General features: G+C 66.2%; 14 protein-coding genes. 4 read left to right on the forward strand and 10 right to left on the reverse strand.

Features of this window, described 5'->3' with window-relative positions; all coding sequences use genetic code 11:
• Positions 1 to 51 precede the first annotated feature (51 nt).
• The 8 genes from ACZI8W_RS19455 to ACZI8W_RS19490 all read right to left on the reverse strand — a co-directional run bounded on the left by ACZI8W_RS19455 (position 52) and on the right by ACZI8W_RS19490 (position 10445).
• On the reverse strand, positions 52 to 1062 hold the full coding sequence (locus ACZI8W_RS19455) for an alpha/beta hydrolase (protein ID WP_463370144.1): 1011 nt from the start codon (positions 1060 to 1062) through the stop codon (positions 52 to 54).
• Between the two features lie 346 nt (positions 1063 to 1408).
• Positions 1409 to 3373, reverse strand: coding sequence for an arabinofuranosyltransferase AftB family protein (gene zomB, locus ACZI8W_RS19460; RefSeq protein ID WP_463370145.1), 1965 nt, complete (start codon positions 3371 to 3373; stop codon positions 1409 to 1411).
• Complete coding sequence (locus ACZI8W_RS19465; RefSeq protein ID WP_463370146.1) at positions 3354 to 4259, reverse strand: decaprenyl-phosphate phosphoribosyltransferase; 906 nt, start codon at positions 4257 to 4259, stop codon at positions 3354 to 3356. Before ACZI8W_RS19465 ends, zomB begins: the two co-directional genes overlap by 20 nt.
• Positions 4256 to 4753 carry a phosphatase PAP2 family protein gene (locus ACZI8W_RS19470; protein ID WP_463370239.1) on the reverse strand — a complete coding sequence of 166 codons (498 nt, stop codon included), beginning with the start codon at positions 4751 to 4753 and terminating at the stop codon, positions 4256 to 4258. Before ACZI8W_RS19470 ends, ACZI8W_RS19465 begins: the two co-directional genes overlap by 4 nt.
• 19 nt (positions 4754 to 4772) lie before the next feature.
• Complete coding sequence (locus ACZI8W_RS19475) at positions 4773 to 6695, reverse strand: glycosyltransferase (RefSeq protein ID WP_463370147.1); 1923 nt, start codon at positions 6693 to 6695, stop codon at positions 4773 to 4775.
• The gene (glf, locus tag ACZI8W_RS19480) at positions 6692 to 7912 is read right to left on the reverse strand and encodes a UDP-galactopyranose mutase (protein ID WP_463370148.1); all 1221 of its coding nucleotides are present in this window, start codon (positions 7910 to 7912) and stop codon (positions 6692 to 6694) included. Before glf ends, ACZI8W_RS19475 begins: the two co-directional genes overlap by 4 nt.
• A 74-nt stretch (positions 7913 to 7986) precedes the next feature.
• The gene (locus tag ACZI8W_RS19485) at positions 7987 to 8742 is read right to left on the reverse strand and encodes a MerR family transcriptional regulator (RefSeq protein WP_463370149.1); all 756 of its coding nucleotides are present in this window, start codon (positions 8740 to 8742) and stop codon (positions 7987 to 7989) included.
• Between the two features lie 146 nt (positions 8743 to 8888).
• Positions 8889 to 10445, reverse strand: a complete 1557-nt coding sequence (locus ACZI8W_RS19490; protein WP_463370150.1) for a SpoIID/LytB domain-containing protein — start codon at positions 10443 to 10445, stop codon at positions 8889 to 8891.
• 304 nt (positions 10446 to 10749) lie between these two features.
• Between ACZI8W_RS19490 and ACZI8W_RS19495 the strand changes: the two genes are divergently transcribed.
• On the forward strand, positions 10750 to 12780 hold the full coding sequence (locus ACZI8W_RS19495) for an N-acetylmuramoyl-L-alanine amidase (RefSeq protein WP_463370151.1): 2031 nt from the start codon (positions 10750 to 10752) through the stop codon (positions 12778 to 12780).
• Positions 12781 to 12804: 24 nt separating this feature from the next.
• Here ACZI8W_RS19495 and ACZI8W_RS19500 read toward each other — a convergent pair whose 3' ends face one another.
• Positions 12805 to 13626, reverse strand: a complete 822-nt coding sequence (locus tag ACZI8W_RS19500; RefSeq protein ID WP_463370152.1) for an HAD family hydrolase — start codon at positions 13624 to 13626, stop codon at positions 12805 to 12807.
• A 4-nt stretch (positions 13627 to 13630) separates the two neighbouring features.
• On the reverse strand, positions 13631 to 14437 hold the full coding sequence (locus tag ACZI8W_RS19505) for a lysophospholipid acyltransferase family protein (RefSeq protein WP_463370153.1): 807 nt from the start codon (positions 14435 to 14437) through the stop codon (positions 13631 to 13633).
• A 64-nt stretch (positions 14438 to 14501) separates the two neighbouring features.
• Between ACZI8W_RS19505 and ACZI8W_RS19510 the strand changes: the two genes are divergently transcribed.
• From ACZI8W_RS19510 to ACZI8W_RS19520, 3 genes are all read left to right on the forward strand, one after another.
• Positions 14502 to 15332 (forward strand): hypothetical protein, encoded by an 831-nt coding sequence (locus ACZI8W_RS19510; protein WP_463370154.1) that lies wholly within the window; start codon positions 14502 to 14504, stop codon positions 15330 to 15332.
• 54 nt (positions 15333 to 15386) lie between these two features.
• Positions 15387 to 16949: a Rieske 2Fe-2S domain-containing protein gene (locus ACZI8W_RS19515; protein ID WP_463370155.1), complete on the forward strand. Its 1563-nt coding sequence runs from the start codon at positions 15387 to 15389 to the stop codon at positions 16947 to 16949.
• 99 nt (positions 16950 to 17048) lie between these two features.
• Positions 17049 to 18002 carry an ABC transporter substrate-binding protein gene (locus tag ACZI8W_RS19520; protein WP_463370156.1) on the forward strand — a complete coding sequence of 318 codons (954 nt, stop codon included), beginning with the start codon at positions 17049 to 17051 and terminating at the stop codon, positions 18000 to 18002.
• Position 18003 lies beyond the last annotated feature (1 nt).

Consider the following 18003-nt stretch of genomic DNA (forward strand, 5'->3'; position numbering starts at 1 on the left):
GGAGCAACCGGGCGGCGACGGCGGAACAGTGTGCCTTGGCAGGCAGTCGGATCAGTGCGCGTTGAGTGCGTCGAGGATCTGCGGACGCGCCTTCCACAGCTCGTCCTCCCAGTACTTCCACGCGTGGGTGCCGCGCGCCGGGAAGTCGAAGGTGGCCGGGATACCCAGAGCCGCGAGCTTCACCTGGAATGCCCGGGTCTGCACGAGGGCGAGTGCCTCGAGGCCCATGGCGTTGGCCGTGTTGTAGAAACCGACGAGTCCCTGCGGGTTGTCGTGCTCACCGGGCAGGCCGCTGGCCGCCGAGATGTACATGGACAGGCCGTCGAGCTTGGGCGCGAATACGAACGGGTCGTTGCGCAGCCATGCCTCGTTCCACGGCGGGCCCCACATCGAGTCGACGTTGAAGCGACCGGCGTCGAGCATCGCGATACGGATGGCCTCACGCATACCGGGAGCCGACAGGTTCAGGTAACCCGACATCGACGACGCGAACTGGAACTGGTCGCGGTGGTACGCGGCCAGGGTCAGTGCAGCGGAACCGCCCATCGACAGACCCAGGATGCCGTTGTTGCTGCGCGAGACACCGCGGGTTTCGAGGTAGTCCGGCAGCTGCTCGGTCAGGAACGTCTCCCACTTGTAGGTGACGTCCTGGCCGTTGAAGTTGCTCGGCGCGTACCAGTCGGTGTAGAAGCTCGCCTGGCCACCGACCGGCATGATCAGGCTGACGTTGTCCTGGGAGAACTGCTGCAGCGCATTGGTCTCGAAGCTCCATGCGTTCGCGTCGTCGCGGGCACGCAGTCCGTCGAGCATGTAGAGGGCGGCGTCGCCACCGCGTGCGGCCCACTGGATCTGAACCTTGATCGGGCCCATGTCGGAATCGACGAAGACCTCTTCGAAGCCTCCGGCGGGCGCACGGTGCGAAACCGGCGCGGCCTGAGCCGGTGCGGCCAGCGCCGCCGTCGTACCCACAAGACCTGCAGCTACCGGAAGGACGAGCGCTGCGGCGGCGGTGCCGAGTAGGCGCCCTCGAAGGCCCTGCGACAACCTAGGGACAAAACGCATGAACAATGCTCACTTTCTCGATCTGCGGCGTCCGCGTCTGCGTCCCCCGACGAGTTTCTCGGCGGCGGCGACCAGGTGAAGGTCGCCTTCAAGTCACACTGCGGTCAAGACTGTAAAGGACAGCGTGATCTCTGACAAACCCCGATTCCCAAGGTCTTGAGCTTGCCTTGACTACTTCGTCGGATCATCGGGGCCCGAACGTTACATCTCCGTTATCCGGCGTGATCTTAACGAGACCCTCGCGACGACCACCCGCCGGGTCCCCGAACAGCCACCCGACGCAGGAGGCCGCATTCACCCAGCTCAACCGGATGAATGCGACATTCCACGGAAAACCGGCGAGATCCTAGCGTCGCGGTGCCGGCATTTCCAGATCGCAGCGTTGAATCTCATACTTCGGCACTCGCTCGATGCGGTACCCGGCATAGTCGAACGCGTTGCGCAGATTTCGCTTGAACAGGGGCCAGGTGAGGTCCGCACTCGACGACGCGAGAAGTTCCTGTGTTTCCGGACACGTCAACGCGACCTGCGCCATGGCGACCCAGTCCTCATCGAGATACGCGGGCATCCACGGATGCACGTCGACCATCCCCGAGTCGGCGATCACCCAGTCCGGATACAGGATCTTGTCGTGCCCGATCCGGCCGTCTTCGAGTCGTTCGGTGTGCGCGGCGAGCGGATAGGCGAGACCCATCTGATCCACCACCCGAACATCGAGGCCGACGTTCATGCTCGTCATACCGAGGTTCAGGAAGTACACCGTATGCCCGGCACCACCCGGCGGAATCGGCAGTGGCGGTGGCACGACGTCCCACACGTCGTACGAGGGGGTCGACAGCAACAATCCGCCGTCCGGCGTGTTGTCGATCGCCTCGACCATCGCGCGCATCCGCGGGTAGTCGAGGTAGTCGGTCGCGAGTATCGGATGCGCATGGCCGGTGTTGAGCGCATAGAAGGCGCGCTCGTCGACGATCCCGGAGCGACCCACCACTGCACCTTCGGGCATACCCGTGGTGTTGGCGGCGAAGAACGCCCACACCACCGCCCCCAGCCACAGCAGCCCCATACCGCCCGCCATGCGGGTGGCCCTGTTGTTGCCGATCATCGACCGGCCGGGCACTCGCAGGGGCACGACGGCCACGGGAAGCAGGAAGCAGAACAGCGGTGGCAACAGCACACGACCGTGCATGAAGTCGCCGCCGACCCGCATCGAATAGAGCATCAGCAGCAGGCCGGCGCCGAGCGCGAATAACACCACCGTCGTCGGAGTGCGCAGCGTTCGCTGCCCCCGGAGCGCCCACGCCCGCAGGCCTGTTCCCGTATCCGGCGATACGGCAGTTCCCGTGGCCGGGGTCCGAGTCGTCCACAACACCACCCCGGCAACGACCGCCAGGAACAGGACCGGCAACCACAGCAGATACGGACTCACGAGGTTGCCGAGGTACTCGAACCCCTGGGACCACTTCGCTCCGCCCGCATCCTTGGACACAGCGGTGTTCGGGTAGGGCAGACCGTAGTAGCCCATCCGCCAGATCTGATACATCACGGGCACCAGCCCGGCCACCGCGACCATCGCTACCCGCACCCGCCACGTCAGCCCCTGCGCGAAGAACAGCATGGCCAGCGCCCCCGCCGCGAGAATGGCGAGTTCGGGGCGTACGAGCGGGCCGAGACCCGCCACGAGGGCGGTGATGAGGATCTGCGTGGTCCCGGGCAGACCCTTGTGCTTCGGGTCGGGTGTCGCCCACCGCACAAGCAGCAGCCACAGCAGCGCGATCCAGCAGATCACCAGGCACGTCTCGAGTCCGGATGTCGCAAAGTCGCGCGCGGGCGGCACGGCGATGTAGACGAGCACGCCCGCGGGCAACAGCAGAACCGTGCCGGTGGTACCTCTCAGGCGCCACCGGTACATGCGCGCCGCGGCGAGCATGGCCAGCACGATCGCGCCGGTCGACAACAGCAGCGCGATCGTGAGCACCACGTACTCGAGTCGAACTCCGCTGAGCTCTCCTGCCGCGTAGACGAGGTATGTCCACAGGGTGGAGGTGTTGGCCTCGACCCGCTCGCCGCTGTTGAACACCGGACCGTTCCCGGCCATCAGGTTACGGACCGTGCGCAGCACGATCAGTCCGTCATCGGCGATCCAGCGACGCTCCCACGCGCCCCAGAACATCAGCAGTGCCGCAATCACGACACCACCGGCGAACACCCCCGTCGCGAGGTGCCTCGAACGAGCGGATCGATCGGTGCCCGACCTACCCGCTTTCTCATCGTCGACGCCGTCCACGACGTCAGAAGAGGTAGACAGCACCGCCGACCACCACAATCCACGCCACCGCGAGGAACTGCAGCACGCGATCGCCCAGGGCGATCTCCTCGGGTTCACCGGCGTCGCCGCCGTCGACATCGACCGCATAGCGCAGGATCGCGACCACGAACGGGATCATCGAGATCGCGTACCAGTTGGAGCCGGCGACGGTGTCCTGTTCGAATGCCCAGAGCCCGTAGCAGATCACCACGGCCGTGGCCGCGAGTGTCCACACGAAGCGCAGATAGGTCTCGGTGTAGTACTCGAGTGACTTGCGGATCTTCGCACCGGTCCGTGTCGCGAGCCGCAGCTCGGCGTAGCGCTTACCGGCAGCCATGAACAGTGACCCGAACGCCATGATCAGCAGGAACCACTGCGACAGTGGAATCTCGGCGGCCACACCACCGGCGATCGCGCGGATCAGGAAGCCCGACGACACGATGCAGATGTCGAGCACGGCCTGATGTTTGAGACCGAAGCAGTAGGCGAGCTGGATGGCGATGTAGACGGCCATCACCACCGCGAGCTGCCAGTTCGCAAGGAACGACAGGGCGATCGAGGCGACGAGCAGCACGGCGGCGAGCACGTACGCGAGCTGCAGCGGCAGCACACCCGCCGCGATCGGCCGGAACCGCTTCGTCGGATGTTCGCGGTCTGCCTCGACGTCCATCGCGTCGTTGATGAGGTAGATCCCGGATGCCGCCATGCAGAACACCACGAACGCAAGTGCCACCGGCAGCAGCACGGAGGATTCCGTGACGGACCCCGCCGCCATCGGCGCCGCGAGCACCAGGACGTTCTTCACCCACTGACGTGGGCGCACTGCCTTGACGATGGCCGCCGGAAGGCTCTTGGGTGCCTCCGTCACGGCGGTCGGTTCCTCGCTCATCGCTCTCCAAACTTCTTCTCTGCCCGCGCCACCACGGCAGCAGACGCTGCCCCGAGCGCCGCCCCGGCAAGGACATCCGTCGGATAGTGCACACCGAGAACGAGACGCGACAGCAGCATCGGCGGCACGAGCATCGCCGGAAAGGGTAGCCCGGTCGTGCGCGCCAGCAGCACGGCCGCTGCCGTGGTGGACGTCGCATGCGACGACGGGAAACTCAGCCGACTCGGCGTCGACACATTGACCTGCACCGATGGATGGTCCGGGCGCTTACGCCGGACGACGCGCTTGATGACGATCGATGCGGCGTGCGCTCCGACCGCTCCGACCGCGACCCCTGCCCACCGGGTGCGGCGCTTCGGATCCACGACAGCGCCCACGGCGCCGATCGCCATCCAGCCGAGCGCATGCTCACCGAAGTGCGACATACCGCGCGCGATCGAGGTCGCTCCGGGCAGGCTGCCCACGGTGCCCTGCACCGTCTGCAGAATCCGCACCTCGGGCGGAACAGTGCTGCTATCCGTCGATGCCGAAGGCACGTTCCCACTCCTCTTTGCTGGTCAGGGCGGGAACCGCATCCCGGTAACGCCTCTTCAGTTCCGGGAAGCGCTGTGCGAGTTCACGCCGCAACCGCAGCGCCTCGGTCAGCAGGGCCTGTGCCTGCGCGCGGTCGCGCTTACGGTAGACGACACCCCTGCCATCTGCGGTGGTGACCGTCACACCGTCGACCTGCGAGAGCAGGAACCAGCGAGCATCGATCGTCGGCACGTTGAGCTGCGGGCGGGTGTGATGCTCGGGGTTCTCGGGGCGCACGCTGTGCAGCACCCCCTTCGCGAGTCGCGAGATCTTCGCAAGTTTTCCTTCGGGCTGCCCGACGGCCCCGACTTCTGCGCCCGACGGCAACGGCAGTTCGGTCGACGACGGCAGCACCCGCGCGTCGGAGAAGTTCTTCCGCAGCGCGTGCACGTCGCCGAGTGCCTTCGGGAGCAGCTCGAACAACTGCTCGGGGCCGGCGAGGAAGTCTTCGATGGCCTTGTTCTGGATCGCGACGGTCGAGTACTCGAGGCACACGAGGTGCTTGATGGTGGCCTTGATCGTGTCGAGGACCATGCCCTTGCCGTCTCCTGGCATGTGCAGGGCCGCGACGACGAGGCGGTTGCGCAGGTGGAAGTACGCCTGCCAGTCGATGGCGTCATCCTTGTCGCTCCACGCCATGTGCCAGATCGCGGCACCGGGCATCGTCACCGTGGAGTATCCGGCAGCGCGGGCACGCAGCCCGTATTCGGCGTCGTCCCACTTGATGAACAGCGGCAGCGGTTGCCCGATCTCCTCCGCGACGACGCGCGGGATCATGCACATCCACCAGCCGTTGAAGTCGACGTCGATGCGGCGATGGAGCAGTTTCGAGTTCTCGCGGTCGCGCAGCGGATTCGCGGAGAAATCGTGGTCGTACTCGACGTTCGGCGCGGCCGACCACATGAAGACCGACCGGTCGACGACCTCGCCCATCGTGTGGAGGTGGCTGCGTTCCTGCAGGTTGAGCATCTGCCCGCCGACGAGGGTCGGGGACTTGGCGAACCGCGAGAATGCGAGCGCGCGCAAGATCGAGTCGGGTTCGATCTCGATGTCGTCGTCCATGAACAGGATGTACGGGGCAGAGGTAGTCTTCAGCGCCTCGTACATGATGCGGCTGTAGCCACCGGAACCGCCGAGATTGGCCTGGTCGTGGAGGACGAGGCGGTCGCCGAACGGCGCGGCGGCGTCGTCGAATCCGTCCTGGTCGCGGACCTTGCGGGTGCCCTGGTCGGGGATGATCATCGCGTCGATGACATCCATGACCAGCGGATCCGACGCGAGCGCGCGGAGCGCCGCGACACAGTCGGCCGGGCGGTTGAAGGTGGGGATACCCACCGCGACGGACGCCGTGCCTGGTGCCTCGACGGGCGCGAACCAGCCGGCGGCGTGAACGGTGACGTCGGTGTCGGTGGTGACGTCGAACCAGATCCATCCACCGTCCTCGAACGGGCCGAGATCGGTCTCGAGTTCGAGGGTCACGCCGGTGCCCTGGAATTCACGGCCCTGCACGTGGATGCGGCTCGAATCGGCCTTGCTCCGGTAGATGTCGATGCGGCCGTGACCGGTGAGTTCGAGTCGCAGCACCACCGAGTGCAACGTGCTCCAGCGGCGCCAGTAGCTCGCGGGGAACGCGTTGAAGTAAGTACACAGCGACACCTCGGACTCAGCGCCGATGCTCAGCTCGGTCCGGCTCGACGCATGCGCACGACGCGCATTGGTGGACGATTCCTCGAGGTACAGGGTCCGCACGTCGAGGGGCTCGCCCGGTCGCGGCAGGATGATCCGCTGGAGCAATGCCTTGCCGAGCGACCCGCCTTCCTGCGCGTCGGATGCGGTCGCGACGGCCGCGGTGGAGTGACTCATGAGGCGTCCCCCGCAATCGGCGCGCCGGATTCGAAGTGCGGCGCGACCGTGTTGTCGAACATGCTCAGCGCACTCGCGATGGCCATGTGCATGTCCAGGTATTGATACGTGCCGAGACGTCCGCCGAACAGCACGTGGTTCTCCGCGGCTTCCCGTTTGGCGCGGTCGCGGTAGGCGGTGAGTTTCTCGCGATCCTCCGGCGTGTTGATCGGGTAGTACGGCTCGTCGTCGTCACCGGCGGCACGCGAGAACTCGCGCATGATGACGGTTTTGTCCGCCGGGTACGTGTCGCGTTCGGGGTGGAAGTGCCGGAACTCGTGAATGCGGGTGAAGGGCACGTCGGCGTCGTTGTAGTTCATGACCGGGGTGCCCTGGAAATCGCCGGTGGGCAGGACCTCGGTCTCGAAGTCCAGGGTGCGCCAGCCGAGCTTGCCTTCGGAGTAGTCGAAGTAGCGGTCGAGCGGACCGGTGTAGACGACGGGGGCATCGGGGCTCGCTGCGCGCAGCTCGTCGCGCACCTCGAACCAATCGGTGTTCAACCGCACCTCGATCTTGTCGTCCTTCGCCATGTTCTCGAGCCAGGCGGTGTAGCCGTCGACGGGCAGACCCTCGTAGGTGTCGTTGAAGTAGCGGTTGTCGAATGTGTAGCGCACGGGTAGGCGGGTGATGTTGCCGGCGGGCAGTTCCTTGGGATCCGTCTGCCACTGCTTGGCGGTGTAGTCGCGGATGAACGCCTCGTACAGGGGACGGCCGATCAGGGAGATCGCCTTCTCCTCGAGGTTCTGTGCGTCTGCTGTCGAGATTTCCGCGGACTGCTCCTTGATCAGGGCCCGCGCTTCGTCAGGGGTGTAGTAGCGCCCGAAGAACTGGGAGATCAGACCGAGGCCCATGGGGAACTGGTACGCCTGGCCGTTGTGCTTCGCGAACACACGATGCTGATAGCCGGTGAACTCGGTGAACCGGGTGACGTAGTCCCACACCCGCTGGTTCGACGTGTGGAACAGGTGGGCCCCGTACTTGTGGACCTCGATCCCGGTCTCGGGTTCGGGTTCGGAGTACGCGTTGCCACCGAGATGGTGGCGGCGTTCGACCACGAGGACCCGCTTCCCGAGCTGCGTGGCCGCGCGCTCGGCAATCGTCAGTCCGAAGAATCCGGAGCCGACGACGATCAGGTCGTACTCACCGGGAGAGGGCTGGGGCGCTGATGCAGCAGTCACGGAGAACCAGGGTAACGACCTTGTCACCCCGGTGCCCTTTCGGTCCGTCGGCGGGTCCCGAAAGGGCCGGGTGATCAGAGGTAATGCTGCAGGGAGGCGCGCACGAACTCGGCGCCGGCGGTGCCGCCGTAGTTCGCTGCGAACCTGGCGTCGTCGACGTACATGTCGGCGAGGCCGAGCACGTAGCCACGCAGGGTGGACTCGTCGGTGCCGTGAGCGGGCGTGCCCGGAACGGACGTCAACCAGTCGACGTGGCGGCGGGCGAGTTCCTGTGCCTGTTCTCCGTGCGGGTCGAGACCTGCCTGCGCCGCGGCCGCCCAGTCTGCACTGAGCCGGTCGACGTGCGACTTCCAGTCGCCGCGTTCGCGCTCGCTCATTCCGCGCCACCAGCGGTCGCCGGTCTCGTACGCCTGTTCGCCCCAGCGTTCGGTCACTTCGTCGCGGTACTGCGTGTGATCGAACCCGTCGAATACTTCGTTCGCCATGAGATCGTCTCCTTTCTCTGTTTTCTCCAGAGTGGTGCGAACCGCCCGAATCCGGCGTTCTAGTCGGTTTCGCTCGTGTTCGAGCAGTTCGAGGTGGGTGCGCAGTGCACCCGCGGTGTCGCGACGGTCGTCGAGGACCTCGCGGATCGCCGGGAGCCCCAGACCGAGATCACGCAGCAGGAGGATCCGCTGCAGCCGGACCAGGGCACCCGAGTGGTAGAACCGCATCCCGTTCGACCCTGTACGGCTCGGCGGGAGCAGCCCGACGTCGTCGTAGTGCCGCAGGGTGCGGCTGGTGACGCCGGCGGCACGGGAAAGCTCCTGGATCGACCATTCTCGCCGCATGTCCGTCCTTCCGCCCTGCTCGATGACCAGCGTGCATCTTGACGTTGCGTCAATGTCAACTACTCCGCGACCCGGACGGTCGGGCGGTGAGCACGCACAGACGGCGAGGCTGGACGATCAGCGGCGGAAACTGGTGGCCATCTTGGCTATTCGGCACTTCCGGTGCTCGGGAACCAGTTCTTCAGGAAGCTCGCCTCGATGACCTGGGCACCGAGATCGGGGGTCCACACGATCGCGCCACCCGTGTAGATCCGGAACTTGCCACGCTCGTCCGGCAGCATCAGTTCGGGCCCGACGGGCGAACCGAGGAGGCCTTCGACCCCGCCGAGTTCGAGGTACTTCGACTGGATCTCCGAGCTGTCACCGGTCTCGAACCGCAAGCCCCCCACTTCGGTGTCGATCTCCGGCGCCGGTGTGGGCTGCGGCACCACCGCTTCGGCGCCTTCCTGCACGGTGAACCAGTCGGATCGCAGTCCGAGCTTGGCGCGCGCTTCAGCGCCCGAGGTCTCGATGGTCCGATCGGAGCCGATCACCCGCACCTGAGTAGCACGACCCCCCGCATCACCGAGGTTGTTGCGGGCGATGACCTCGATGTTCTGGAGTTCACCGACGCCGAATGCGGTACCGATCTCGCCTGCGGTGATCGTCTTGGCCCACTGCCGGTTGGGCGCGACCTTGTCGCCGAGGTCCTCGACGGGCGGGAAGGTGCCGCCTGCGCTGTATCCACCGGTCGAGGCCGAGAACTCGCTGCGAATGACCGCGCCGTCCTTCATCAGCACCATCCCTCGGGTGGTGCGGATGGCGTCATCGGTGCGAGGATCCTCCGTGCCCGAGCCGCCGTACACCTGGCAGTTCATCGTGTCGCAGGTCTGCCACTGCTCACTGCGCTTCTCCGCGAGCGCGTACGAGCGGGCCGCGATGGCCTGCGCACGCAGCGCTTCGGCTCCGCCGGAGTCGGCCCAGCCGGGCAGGGCTTCGGCCGGAACGACGCTGCGCAGGTAGTCCTCGACGTTCAGGCGGTTGACGGTGCGTGCGGCGTCACCTTCGAGCGTCACACCGATCGCGCCGCGGTAGGTGGTGTCGCCCGAGCAGAGCTTGAGGTGCTCTTCCTTGGGTCGATCCTCACCGAGATCGACAGGGTCCACCCACGGCATGTCCGTGGCGCCCTGCCACAGCACGTCCCCACTGCATCCGGCGGTGACCACGACATTCGCGCCGCCGTCGGGATTCGGGGTGAGGTGGGCCGCCTCGCCGGGGCCGACCTGCCGGCCCGCGACGGTGAGCCCGGTGTCGGAGTAGACGTCGAGACTGTGATCGTCGAGACCCGTCAGGCGCACAGCGATCATGGAATCCTCGACGGTGCCCAACGTGGTGCCGCCGTAGTAGTGGCCGACGATGCGCTCGGCAGTCCAGCCGTCCTGCGCGTACCCGTAGGCACCCCACTGGCCCATGCCACGTCCGTGACCGTGGCCTTGACCGCTGAAGGTGAAGGGAGTGTCGGCGGAGACGGCCTGCCGGACCTCGGAGCCGTCCGATCCGCTGCTCACGAGAGCGCCGACGACAGCCCCGGCGAGCAGGGCGGGCGCGATTCCTATCGCAGCGGCACGGGTCGCGGCCGGGCGCCATCCGTTACGCAACGGCCGACCGAGGACGACACGCCGTCTACGAATTTTTCCTCTGCGACGAATCGACTGTCGTGCCATGCCGTGCGCTCCCTTGTTCTCGCATTTCCGCTGATCACGTGGATGGTCGTCCACGCCATCGCCCGCTCTCACGGATCGGACATCCCGAGACCGATGCTCAAGCTCAGGTTGAGGGTTATGGTTTGCTGTGTCTAGTGTGACAAGAGTGGCGAGGTATCGCAACAAATGTCACAACAGCAACAATGGCATCACAAGTTGCCTTCATCAGCCGTCCGTTCCGGCGCGGAACGGGCTCGAAGATGTTGGATTCCACCAGTGATACCGACCGTCCGAAACCGCGCACACCAACAGGGAGTAGCAAACAGTGCCGCATCGCCGCCCGAAGCCGTCGATCGTCCTGGGTGCCGTCGCCGCCCTGGCCGTCGCAACACCTTTCGCGGTGTCCGGCTTCATCAGTGACCAGACCGAGATCCGTCAGACCAGCGATTCCGTCGAAGCGGTTGCCCCCACGATCGCCGAGATCGTCCTCGCGTCGGTACCCGACCTCGTGATCCCGGTCGAGGAACTGACCGGACTCAACCTGCCCGACATGAGCCTCAAGGAAATCGTCCAGGGCCTCCCGGAGATCACGACGGCACCCGACCCGAACGGCGGGCCGATCGGGCACGTGGGCGCCGTGGTCAAGGAACTCACCCACGACACACCGTTCAGCCTCGTCGCCCTCACCGCGAGCGACATCGCCGACACCGACGCGATGATCCGCGCACAGAACGACGACGGCACGTGGGGCCAGTGGTCTGCGACCGAGCCTCTCGAAACCTCCCGCAACGACACCGCCGACGACACGCGCAGGGGCACCGAGCCGATCTTCGTCGGCGCGACCAAGGCCGTGCAGGTGCTGCTGACCCCGCGACCGGGTCCGGAGCCGAACCTCGCCGGCGCCGAAGCACCACCGGAAGAAATGCCTGCGCCGGCAGCACCCGAAGCTCCCGCGCCCGCTGAGGCGCCGGTCCCTTCCGAAGCGCCGGCCCCTGCCGAGGCACCCGCAGAGGGAGCACCCGAGCTCGGTTACGAGCCCGCGTCGTCATCACGTCCACTGCATGGCCAAGACCCGGCACAGGCACTCGCCGACAGCGTCAGCGCGGTGCTCATCGATCCGGGCACCAGCCCCGCCGATGCCACCCTCGAAGACATCGCAGGCCCGGTGGGCGACTCCGGTCTCAAGGTGATCAGCCGCTCGCAATGGGGCGCCGACGAATCGATCCGGTGCGAAGAACCCACCTACGACGACTCGCTGGGCGGTGCCACCGTGCACCACACCGCGGGCAGCAACGACTATTCCAAGGCCGAATCCGCCGAGATCGTGCGCGCAATCTACGCGTACCACTCACAGACGCTCGGCTGGTGCGACGTGGGGTACAACGTGCTCGTCGACAAGTACGGCCAGGTCTTCGAGGGGCGCGCCGGCGGTCTCGACCGCAACGTGCAGGGCGCCCACGCCGGCGGCTTCAACGAGAACACGATGGGTATCGCCATGATGGGCGACTTCTCTTCGGCCACCCCACCCGACGCCACCGTCAACGCCGTGGGCCAGTTCCTCGGCTGGCGGCTCGCGAAGGCCGGACTCGATCCCAAGGGTCGCACCACGATGTACTCCGAGGGCACCTCGTTCACCCCCTACCCGCGGGGCGCGGCCGTCGACCTGCCGATCATCTTCGCGCACCGCGACGTCGGCAGCACCAGTTGCCCCGGCGACGGCGGATACGCCCAGATGGACAAGATCCGCAATATCGCCGCGGAGGCCGCGGCGGGTACGAGCCCGAGCACCGATCTCGCGACGGACAATCCTCCGTCCGCGCGGGATGCCGTGCCCGATACCAGCGCCGGGACACCAGCGACCGGATCGGCCGAGAACGTCCAGAACCTCGTGCAGGAACTGATCCGTCTCGCCGACAATCACCCGCTGGCCCAGAAGTGGATCGCCGAAGGCGGCGAGACCGGACGTCTGGGTACGGCCATGACATCGATCCTTCCCGCGAAGGGGGGATTCGAGAGCGCCCAGTTCGTCAACGGTGCCATCTACACCTCGCCCAACGGCGGTGTGTGGACGGTGCTCGGTGAGATCTACAAGGCGTGGCAGAAGTCCGGGCTCGACGCTGGTGAGCTGGGGTTGCCCACCAGCAACGAGTACCGGGTGCCGGACGGTTGGCGGTCGGACTTCGAGTTCGGTTCGCTGATCTTCAACGAGGTCACCGGCGTCGTCACAAAGGTGCTCCGCACTTACAACGACGCCTACGAGGAGTCGATGCAGGAACCTGCGGCCGCTGCGGCCGCACCGGAACCCGCACCGGCACCGGAAGCCGCGCCGGCACCTGAGCCGGTGCCGGCAGGCTGACCTTCGGTCACCGGCGGATACGAGTCACTGCCACCAACGTTCGAGGATGCGGGCGACCCCGTCCTCGACGTTGGTGGCAGTGACTTCGTCTGCCACCGTTTTGGCCTCGGGGTGCGCGTTCTCCATCGCAACACCGTGACGCGCCATCGTCAGCATCGGAATGTCGTTGGGCATGTCGCCGAACGCGACGAGACGATCGGCCGTCACCCCGAGATGCCGAGCGGCCTCCTGCAGTCCCGACGCTTTCGTGACCCCAGCCGCGGAGATCTCGACGAGACCGTTGTCGGTCGAGTACGTCAGGTCGACGAGACCGTGGAGTTCCGGCAGGAGTACCTTCGCCATCTCGGCGCTGCTGGCACCCGACTGCCGGATCAGCAGCTTGATGGCCGGCGCGGCGATCACGTCGTGTTCGGCGAGCTCGGTGTTGTCCGGGTTGAGCCACGCATGCTCGTAACCCGGCGAACTCACGAACTGGGGGGTCGCGGCGTCGTGCGCGCTGGCCCCGACCCGTTCGGCCGCAAGACCACTTCCCGGCAGGACAGTCGCTGCGAGGTCGGCGAGCCACGCCAGTTCATCCGTGCCGAGCACCGCGGCGCTGAGCACTCGGTCGGTGGCGCTGTCGTAGAGAACCGCACCGTTGGCGCATACCGCCAGCGGCGTGTATCGGAGCTGCTCGACCACCGGCGCGATCCACCGCGGCGGGCGACCTGTCGCGAGGACGAACGGGGTTCCGGAATCGATCACCGCGTGCACGGCACTGCGGGTGCGGTCGGAAATCCGCTCCGAATCGTCGATCAGGGTGCCGTCGACATCGGTCGCGACGAGACTCGGACGTTGAGGGCTCACTCCGCTATTGTGCCGAAGGCCCGTTTCCGGCCACGTCCCCACCACCGTCACCGTCCTCGCGCCCGGCGCGTTCGGCCTCTTTCCTGGCCCGACGTTCGGCGGCGACACGCGCATCGTCGGCGTTCGCTTCCTCGGGCGTCGGTGCAGAACCACCGAGCCGCTTCGGCACCCAGTAGGCGCCCGGCTCGTGGCGATAGCCCTTCTGTGCTTCCTGCAGCATCTGCTCCATGGTGGTGTGCAGCTGCGCGGTCATCTCGGCGGCCGGCTCGAACGGTGCGATCGGCGCTCCGACGATGATGGTGATGGGGGTTTTCGTCCGGCCGAGCCGCTTCGGGTGTCCTTTGGTCCACACTCGCTGCGACCCCCACAGCACCATCGGGACGACGGGCACACCGGCCTCGAGTGCCATCCGGGCTGCGCCGGACCGGAAGTCCTTGAGTTCGAAACTGCGGCTGATCGTCTCCTCGGGGAACACACCGACGAGATCGCCCCTGCGAAGCGCCGCGACCGCAAGCCGATACGAGTCGCCGGCATCGCCGCGGTCGACGGGGATGTGCTTCATGGCGCGCATCATCGGCCCGGAGATCTTGTTGTCGAAGACTTCCTTCTTCGCCATGAACCGGATGTACCGTTTGGTTTCGCGCGCGGGAATGCCCGCGTAGGTGAAGTCCATGTAGCCCGTGTGGTTCATCGCGATGACCGCACCCCCGGTCGCCGGGATGTGTTCCGCCCCGGAGATCGTGAATTTCAGGCCCTGCGCTGCGAACAGTGTGCGTGCCACGCCGATGATGGTCCGGTAGAAGGGTTCCACGTCGGTTAGCGTAGCCGGGTCCACGGCAGCAGACCGACCGCGATCATCGTCAGGGGCGAGAGTCATGAGCACCACCACCCGAAAGTCCCGCCCATTCATGCTCGCGGGCGCAGCCATCGTGATCGTCCTGACCGCGACGGGATGCGCCGGCGACGGACAGTCCGGCATCCCCACCGAGACCCCGGAACCGACGGTGACCACGGCGGACGTCACCACTGATCCAGCTTCGACCGCGGCGACGACAACAACACCCACGACGCAGGTCGGCGATGTTCCCGGCAACGCCGCGGCGGTCGCAGCGCTACAGGCGTGGACGAACGACCTGACAGCCGGCAACGACGTGACCGCAACATGCTGGACGATCGCGCCCGACCGCGCAGACGAGATGTACGCCGACGTCGACGCCATCACCGCAGCCGTACAAGAACCGGGACTCGACGGCCAGTACGCGGTGACGTGGTCCGCGAACGGCACGGACGTATCGGTACTGCGCAGTGAGATCACCTCCGGCTACGCCTGCCCCTACGTCCACCCGACCGGCGGCGACATCTACACCGGACCGGACGCCGTCTACGCGGTCGAGCGCTTCCTCGGACGCGCCACGGGCGACCCGGTGGATCCGGCCGACACCGAAGAGGACTACCCCCTGATCTGCCCCGGGATGGGAATCTGGGATCCGTGGGGCACCGGCAATGCGGGCGTGCCGCCGTTGTCGGCCGATCCTGATGCCCTCGACGACGTGACGACCTTCGACGCGGAATCGGCGACCTTCTCACCTGTCGACGACGTCTACGGCAGTGTGACGATCCCGGTCGTCGAGGCAGGAACAGCTCGTGACCTGGTTGTCTACGTCACAATCGCGTCGAACGGATACTGCCTGGGCGCAGTGGACTGATCGGCTCCGCCTACCCTGGTGGTCACGTCGGTCAGCACGTCAGGAGGCAACGAAGTGCAGATCACCAGCGTCGGACACGCAGGGTTTCATATTCGGACCGAGGCCGGGTCCATCCTGTGCGACCCCTGGGTCAACCCCGCGTACTTCGCGTCGTGGGTACCGTTTCCCGACAACACCGGACTCGACTGGGACGCACTCGGCGACGTCGACTATCTGTACGTGTCGCACCTGCACAAGGATCACTTCGATCCGGGCACGCTGAGCAAGCACGTCAGCAAGGACGCGACGGTGCTGCTGCCGGACTACCCGGTGCCGGATCTCAAGCGTGAGCTCGAGGCGCTGGGCTTCACGAAGTTCTTCGAGACCACCGACTCCGTGAAGCACACCGTGAGCAACGCCGAGGGTGCTCTCGACATCATGATCATCGCGATGCGGGCCCCTGCAGACGGACCGATCGGCGACTCCGGTCTGGTCGTCTCCGACGGCACGACGACCGTGTTCAACATGAACGACGCGCGCCCGATCGACATGGACCCGATGCACGAGGCGTTCGGCCACATCGACATCCACCTGCTGCAGTACTCGGGCGCCATCTGGTACCCGATGGTCTACGACATCCCGAAGAAGACCAAGGCCAACTTCGGTAAGCAGAAACGCCAGCGCGGCATGGACCGCTGCCGCAGTTACATCGAGCAGGTCGGGGCAACCTGGATCGTGCCGTCGGCCGGGCCTCCGGTGTTCCTCGACGACGATCTGCGCGACCTCAACGACGACCACGGCGACGAGGGAAACATCTTCCCCGACCAGCACGTCTTCCTCGAGCAGCTACGCATCCACGGACGCGACGGTGGCCTGCTCATGATCCCGGGGTCGACCGTGGATCTCACCGGCAATGTCAAGATGACCCTCACGCACCCGATCACGGACGAGCAGGTCGACGCGATCTTCACCGACAAGGCCGCCTACATCGAGGACATGGCGCAGCGATTCGCACCGGTCATCGCGGCGGAGAAGGCCACGTGGGCGCCTGCCGACGGCGAACCGTTGCTGCCCGCGCTGAAGGCGAAGTTCGAGCCGATCATGGCGCAGTCCGACCTGATCTGCGACGGAATCGGTTATCCCGTTGGCCTGGTCATGGGTTCGGGCGACGACGCCGAGACAGTGGTGCTGGATTTCCCGAAGCGTGTCGTGCGTGAGCCCATCGCAGGAGAAGGCAAGTACCGCTACGGATTCCGCATCGCACCGGAGCTGGTGCGGACGGTGCTGCGCGACGACGAACCCGATTGGGTCAACACGATCTTTCTGTCCACCCGCTTCACCGCGTGGCGGATCGGCGGGTACAACGAATTCTTGTACACGTTCTTCAAGTGCCTGACAGACGAACGAATCGCCTACGCGGACGGCTGGTTTGCCGAGGCGCACGACGACACAGCATCGATCGAGCTGGGCGGCTACGAGATTCAGCGCCGCTGCCCGCATCTGAAGGCCGACCTGTCGAAGTTCGGTGTGGTCGACGGCACCACCCTCACTTGCAATCTCCACGGCTGGCAGTGGGATCTCGAGTCGGGCCGCTGCAAGACGTCGAAGGGGCACGAACTTCGCAGCAGCAAGCTCTGACGTCGTCGTGTGGTTCCGGTAGTTCCGACCACCGGAACCATACCCGATCTGCTCAGGTTAGGCTTACCTCCATTTCGCTGGTCGTCAAGGAGGTCTGCCATGAGATTCGGTCGGATTGTCGTCTCACTCGCCGCGGTTCCACTGCTGCTCGTCGCAGCATGCTCGTCGGACACAACGTCATCGGACACAACGTTGCCGGGCACAACCACCGTCGAGGACGCACCCGAGCGGGTGGTCACGCTGTCGGTCTCCGACAACGACGCAGCCCTCGCCTCGGGTGTCGTTCCGGTCGCGATGGCGCAGTCGGTGGTCAAGCCGGTCATGCCGTGGACCGAGGAAACGATCGAGGAACTCGGCGGCGAGATCCCGCCGCTGCTCGACTTCGGTACCGAGGTTCCCGTCGAGGAAGTCGCGTCCTACGCACCCGATCTGATCCTCGCGACCGGCATCGAGCTCACCGACACCGTGTACGAGCAACTCGCCGCCATCGCTCCCACCCTGGCGCGCGCCGAAGCCGAGCAGGCCGACACGTGGGCCGAGCAGTCGCAGCGTGCCGCCGAACTGTTCGGCACCCGCGAGGACATCGACGCCCAGATCGAGACCATCGAATCCGAACTCGAGGCCGCTGCCGGACGCAATCCCGAATTGAACGGCGCCACCTACGTCGTGTCGCTGCTGCACTCGGCCGATCAAGCGGGTCTGCTCACCGGGCCGGACTCCGCCACGAGCCAGCTGCTCGGCAGCCTCGGCCTCGTCCCCGCACCGGAAACCGAGAAGTACGTCGAAGAAGGCAAGGACAACCAGCTCAGCCCCGAAAACCTCCGCCTCCTCGAAGCGGATGTGCTCATCGGTTACTTCCCCGACACCGGTCTGCACGACACGTACTATGCGATGCCGGTGTTCACCGCGCTGAATGTGGTCGAGGGCGGCCACCACTACCAGCCGACCGACGAAGAATGGCGTGGTTTCCGCTCGACCAGCCTGCTGAGCATGGCATGGCTCGGCCAGGAGCTGCCCGACAAGATCGCGGCCGCGATCCGAGGAGAGGGCTGAG

Source organism: Rhodococcus ruitaii (assembly GCF_055230935.1).

Bases quoted from the DNA above. Each gene is read 5' to 3' on its own strand.
- ACZI8W_RS19485 (WP_463370149.1), bottom strand. From the start codon at position 8,742: ATGCGGCGAGAATGGTCGATCCAGGAGCTTTCCCGTGCCGCCGGCGTC.
- ACZI8W_RS19455 (WP_463370144.1), bottom strand. From the start codon at position 1,062: ATGCGTTTTGTCCCTAGGTTGTCGCAGGGCCTTCGAGGGCGCCTACTC.
- ACZI8W_RS19465 (WP_463370146.1), bottom strand. From the start codon at position 4,259: ATGAGCGAGGAACCGACCGCCGTGACGGAGGCACCCAAGAGCCTTCCG.
- ACZI8W_RS19475 (WP_463370147.1), bottom strand. From the start codon at position 6,695: ATGAGTCACTCCACCGCGGCCGTCGCGACCGCATCCGACGCGCAGGAA.
- ACZI8W_RS19490 (WP_463370150.1), bottom strand. From the start codon at position 10,445: ATGGCACGACAGTCGATTCGTCGCAGAGGAAAAATTCGTAGACGGCGT.
- ACZI8W_RS19520 (WP_463370156.1), top strand. From the start codon at position 17,049: ATGAGATTCGGTCGGATTGTCGTCTCACTCGCCGCGGTTCCACTGCTG.
- ACZI8W_RS19510 (WP_463370154.1), top strand. From the start codon at position 14,502: ATGAGCACCACCACCCGAAAGTCCCGCCCATTCATGCTCGCGGGCGCA.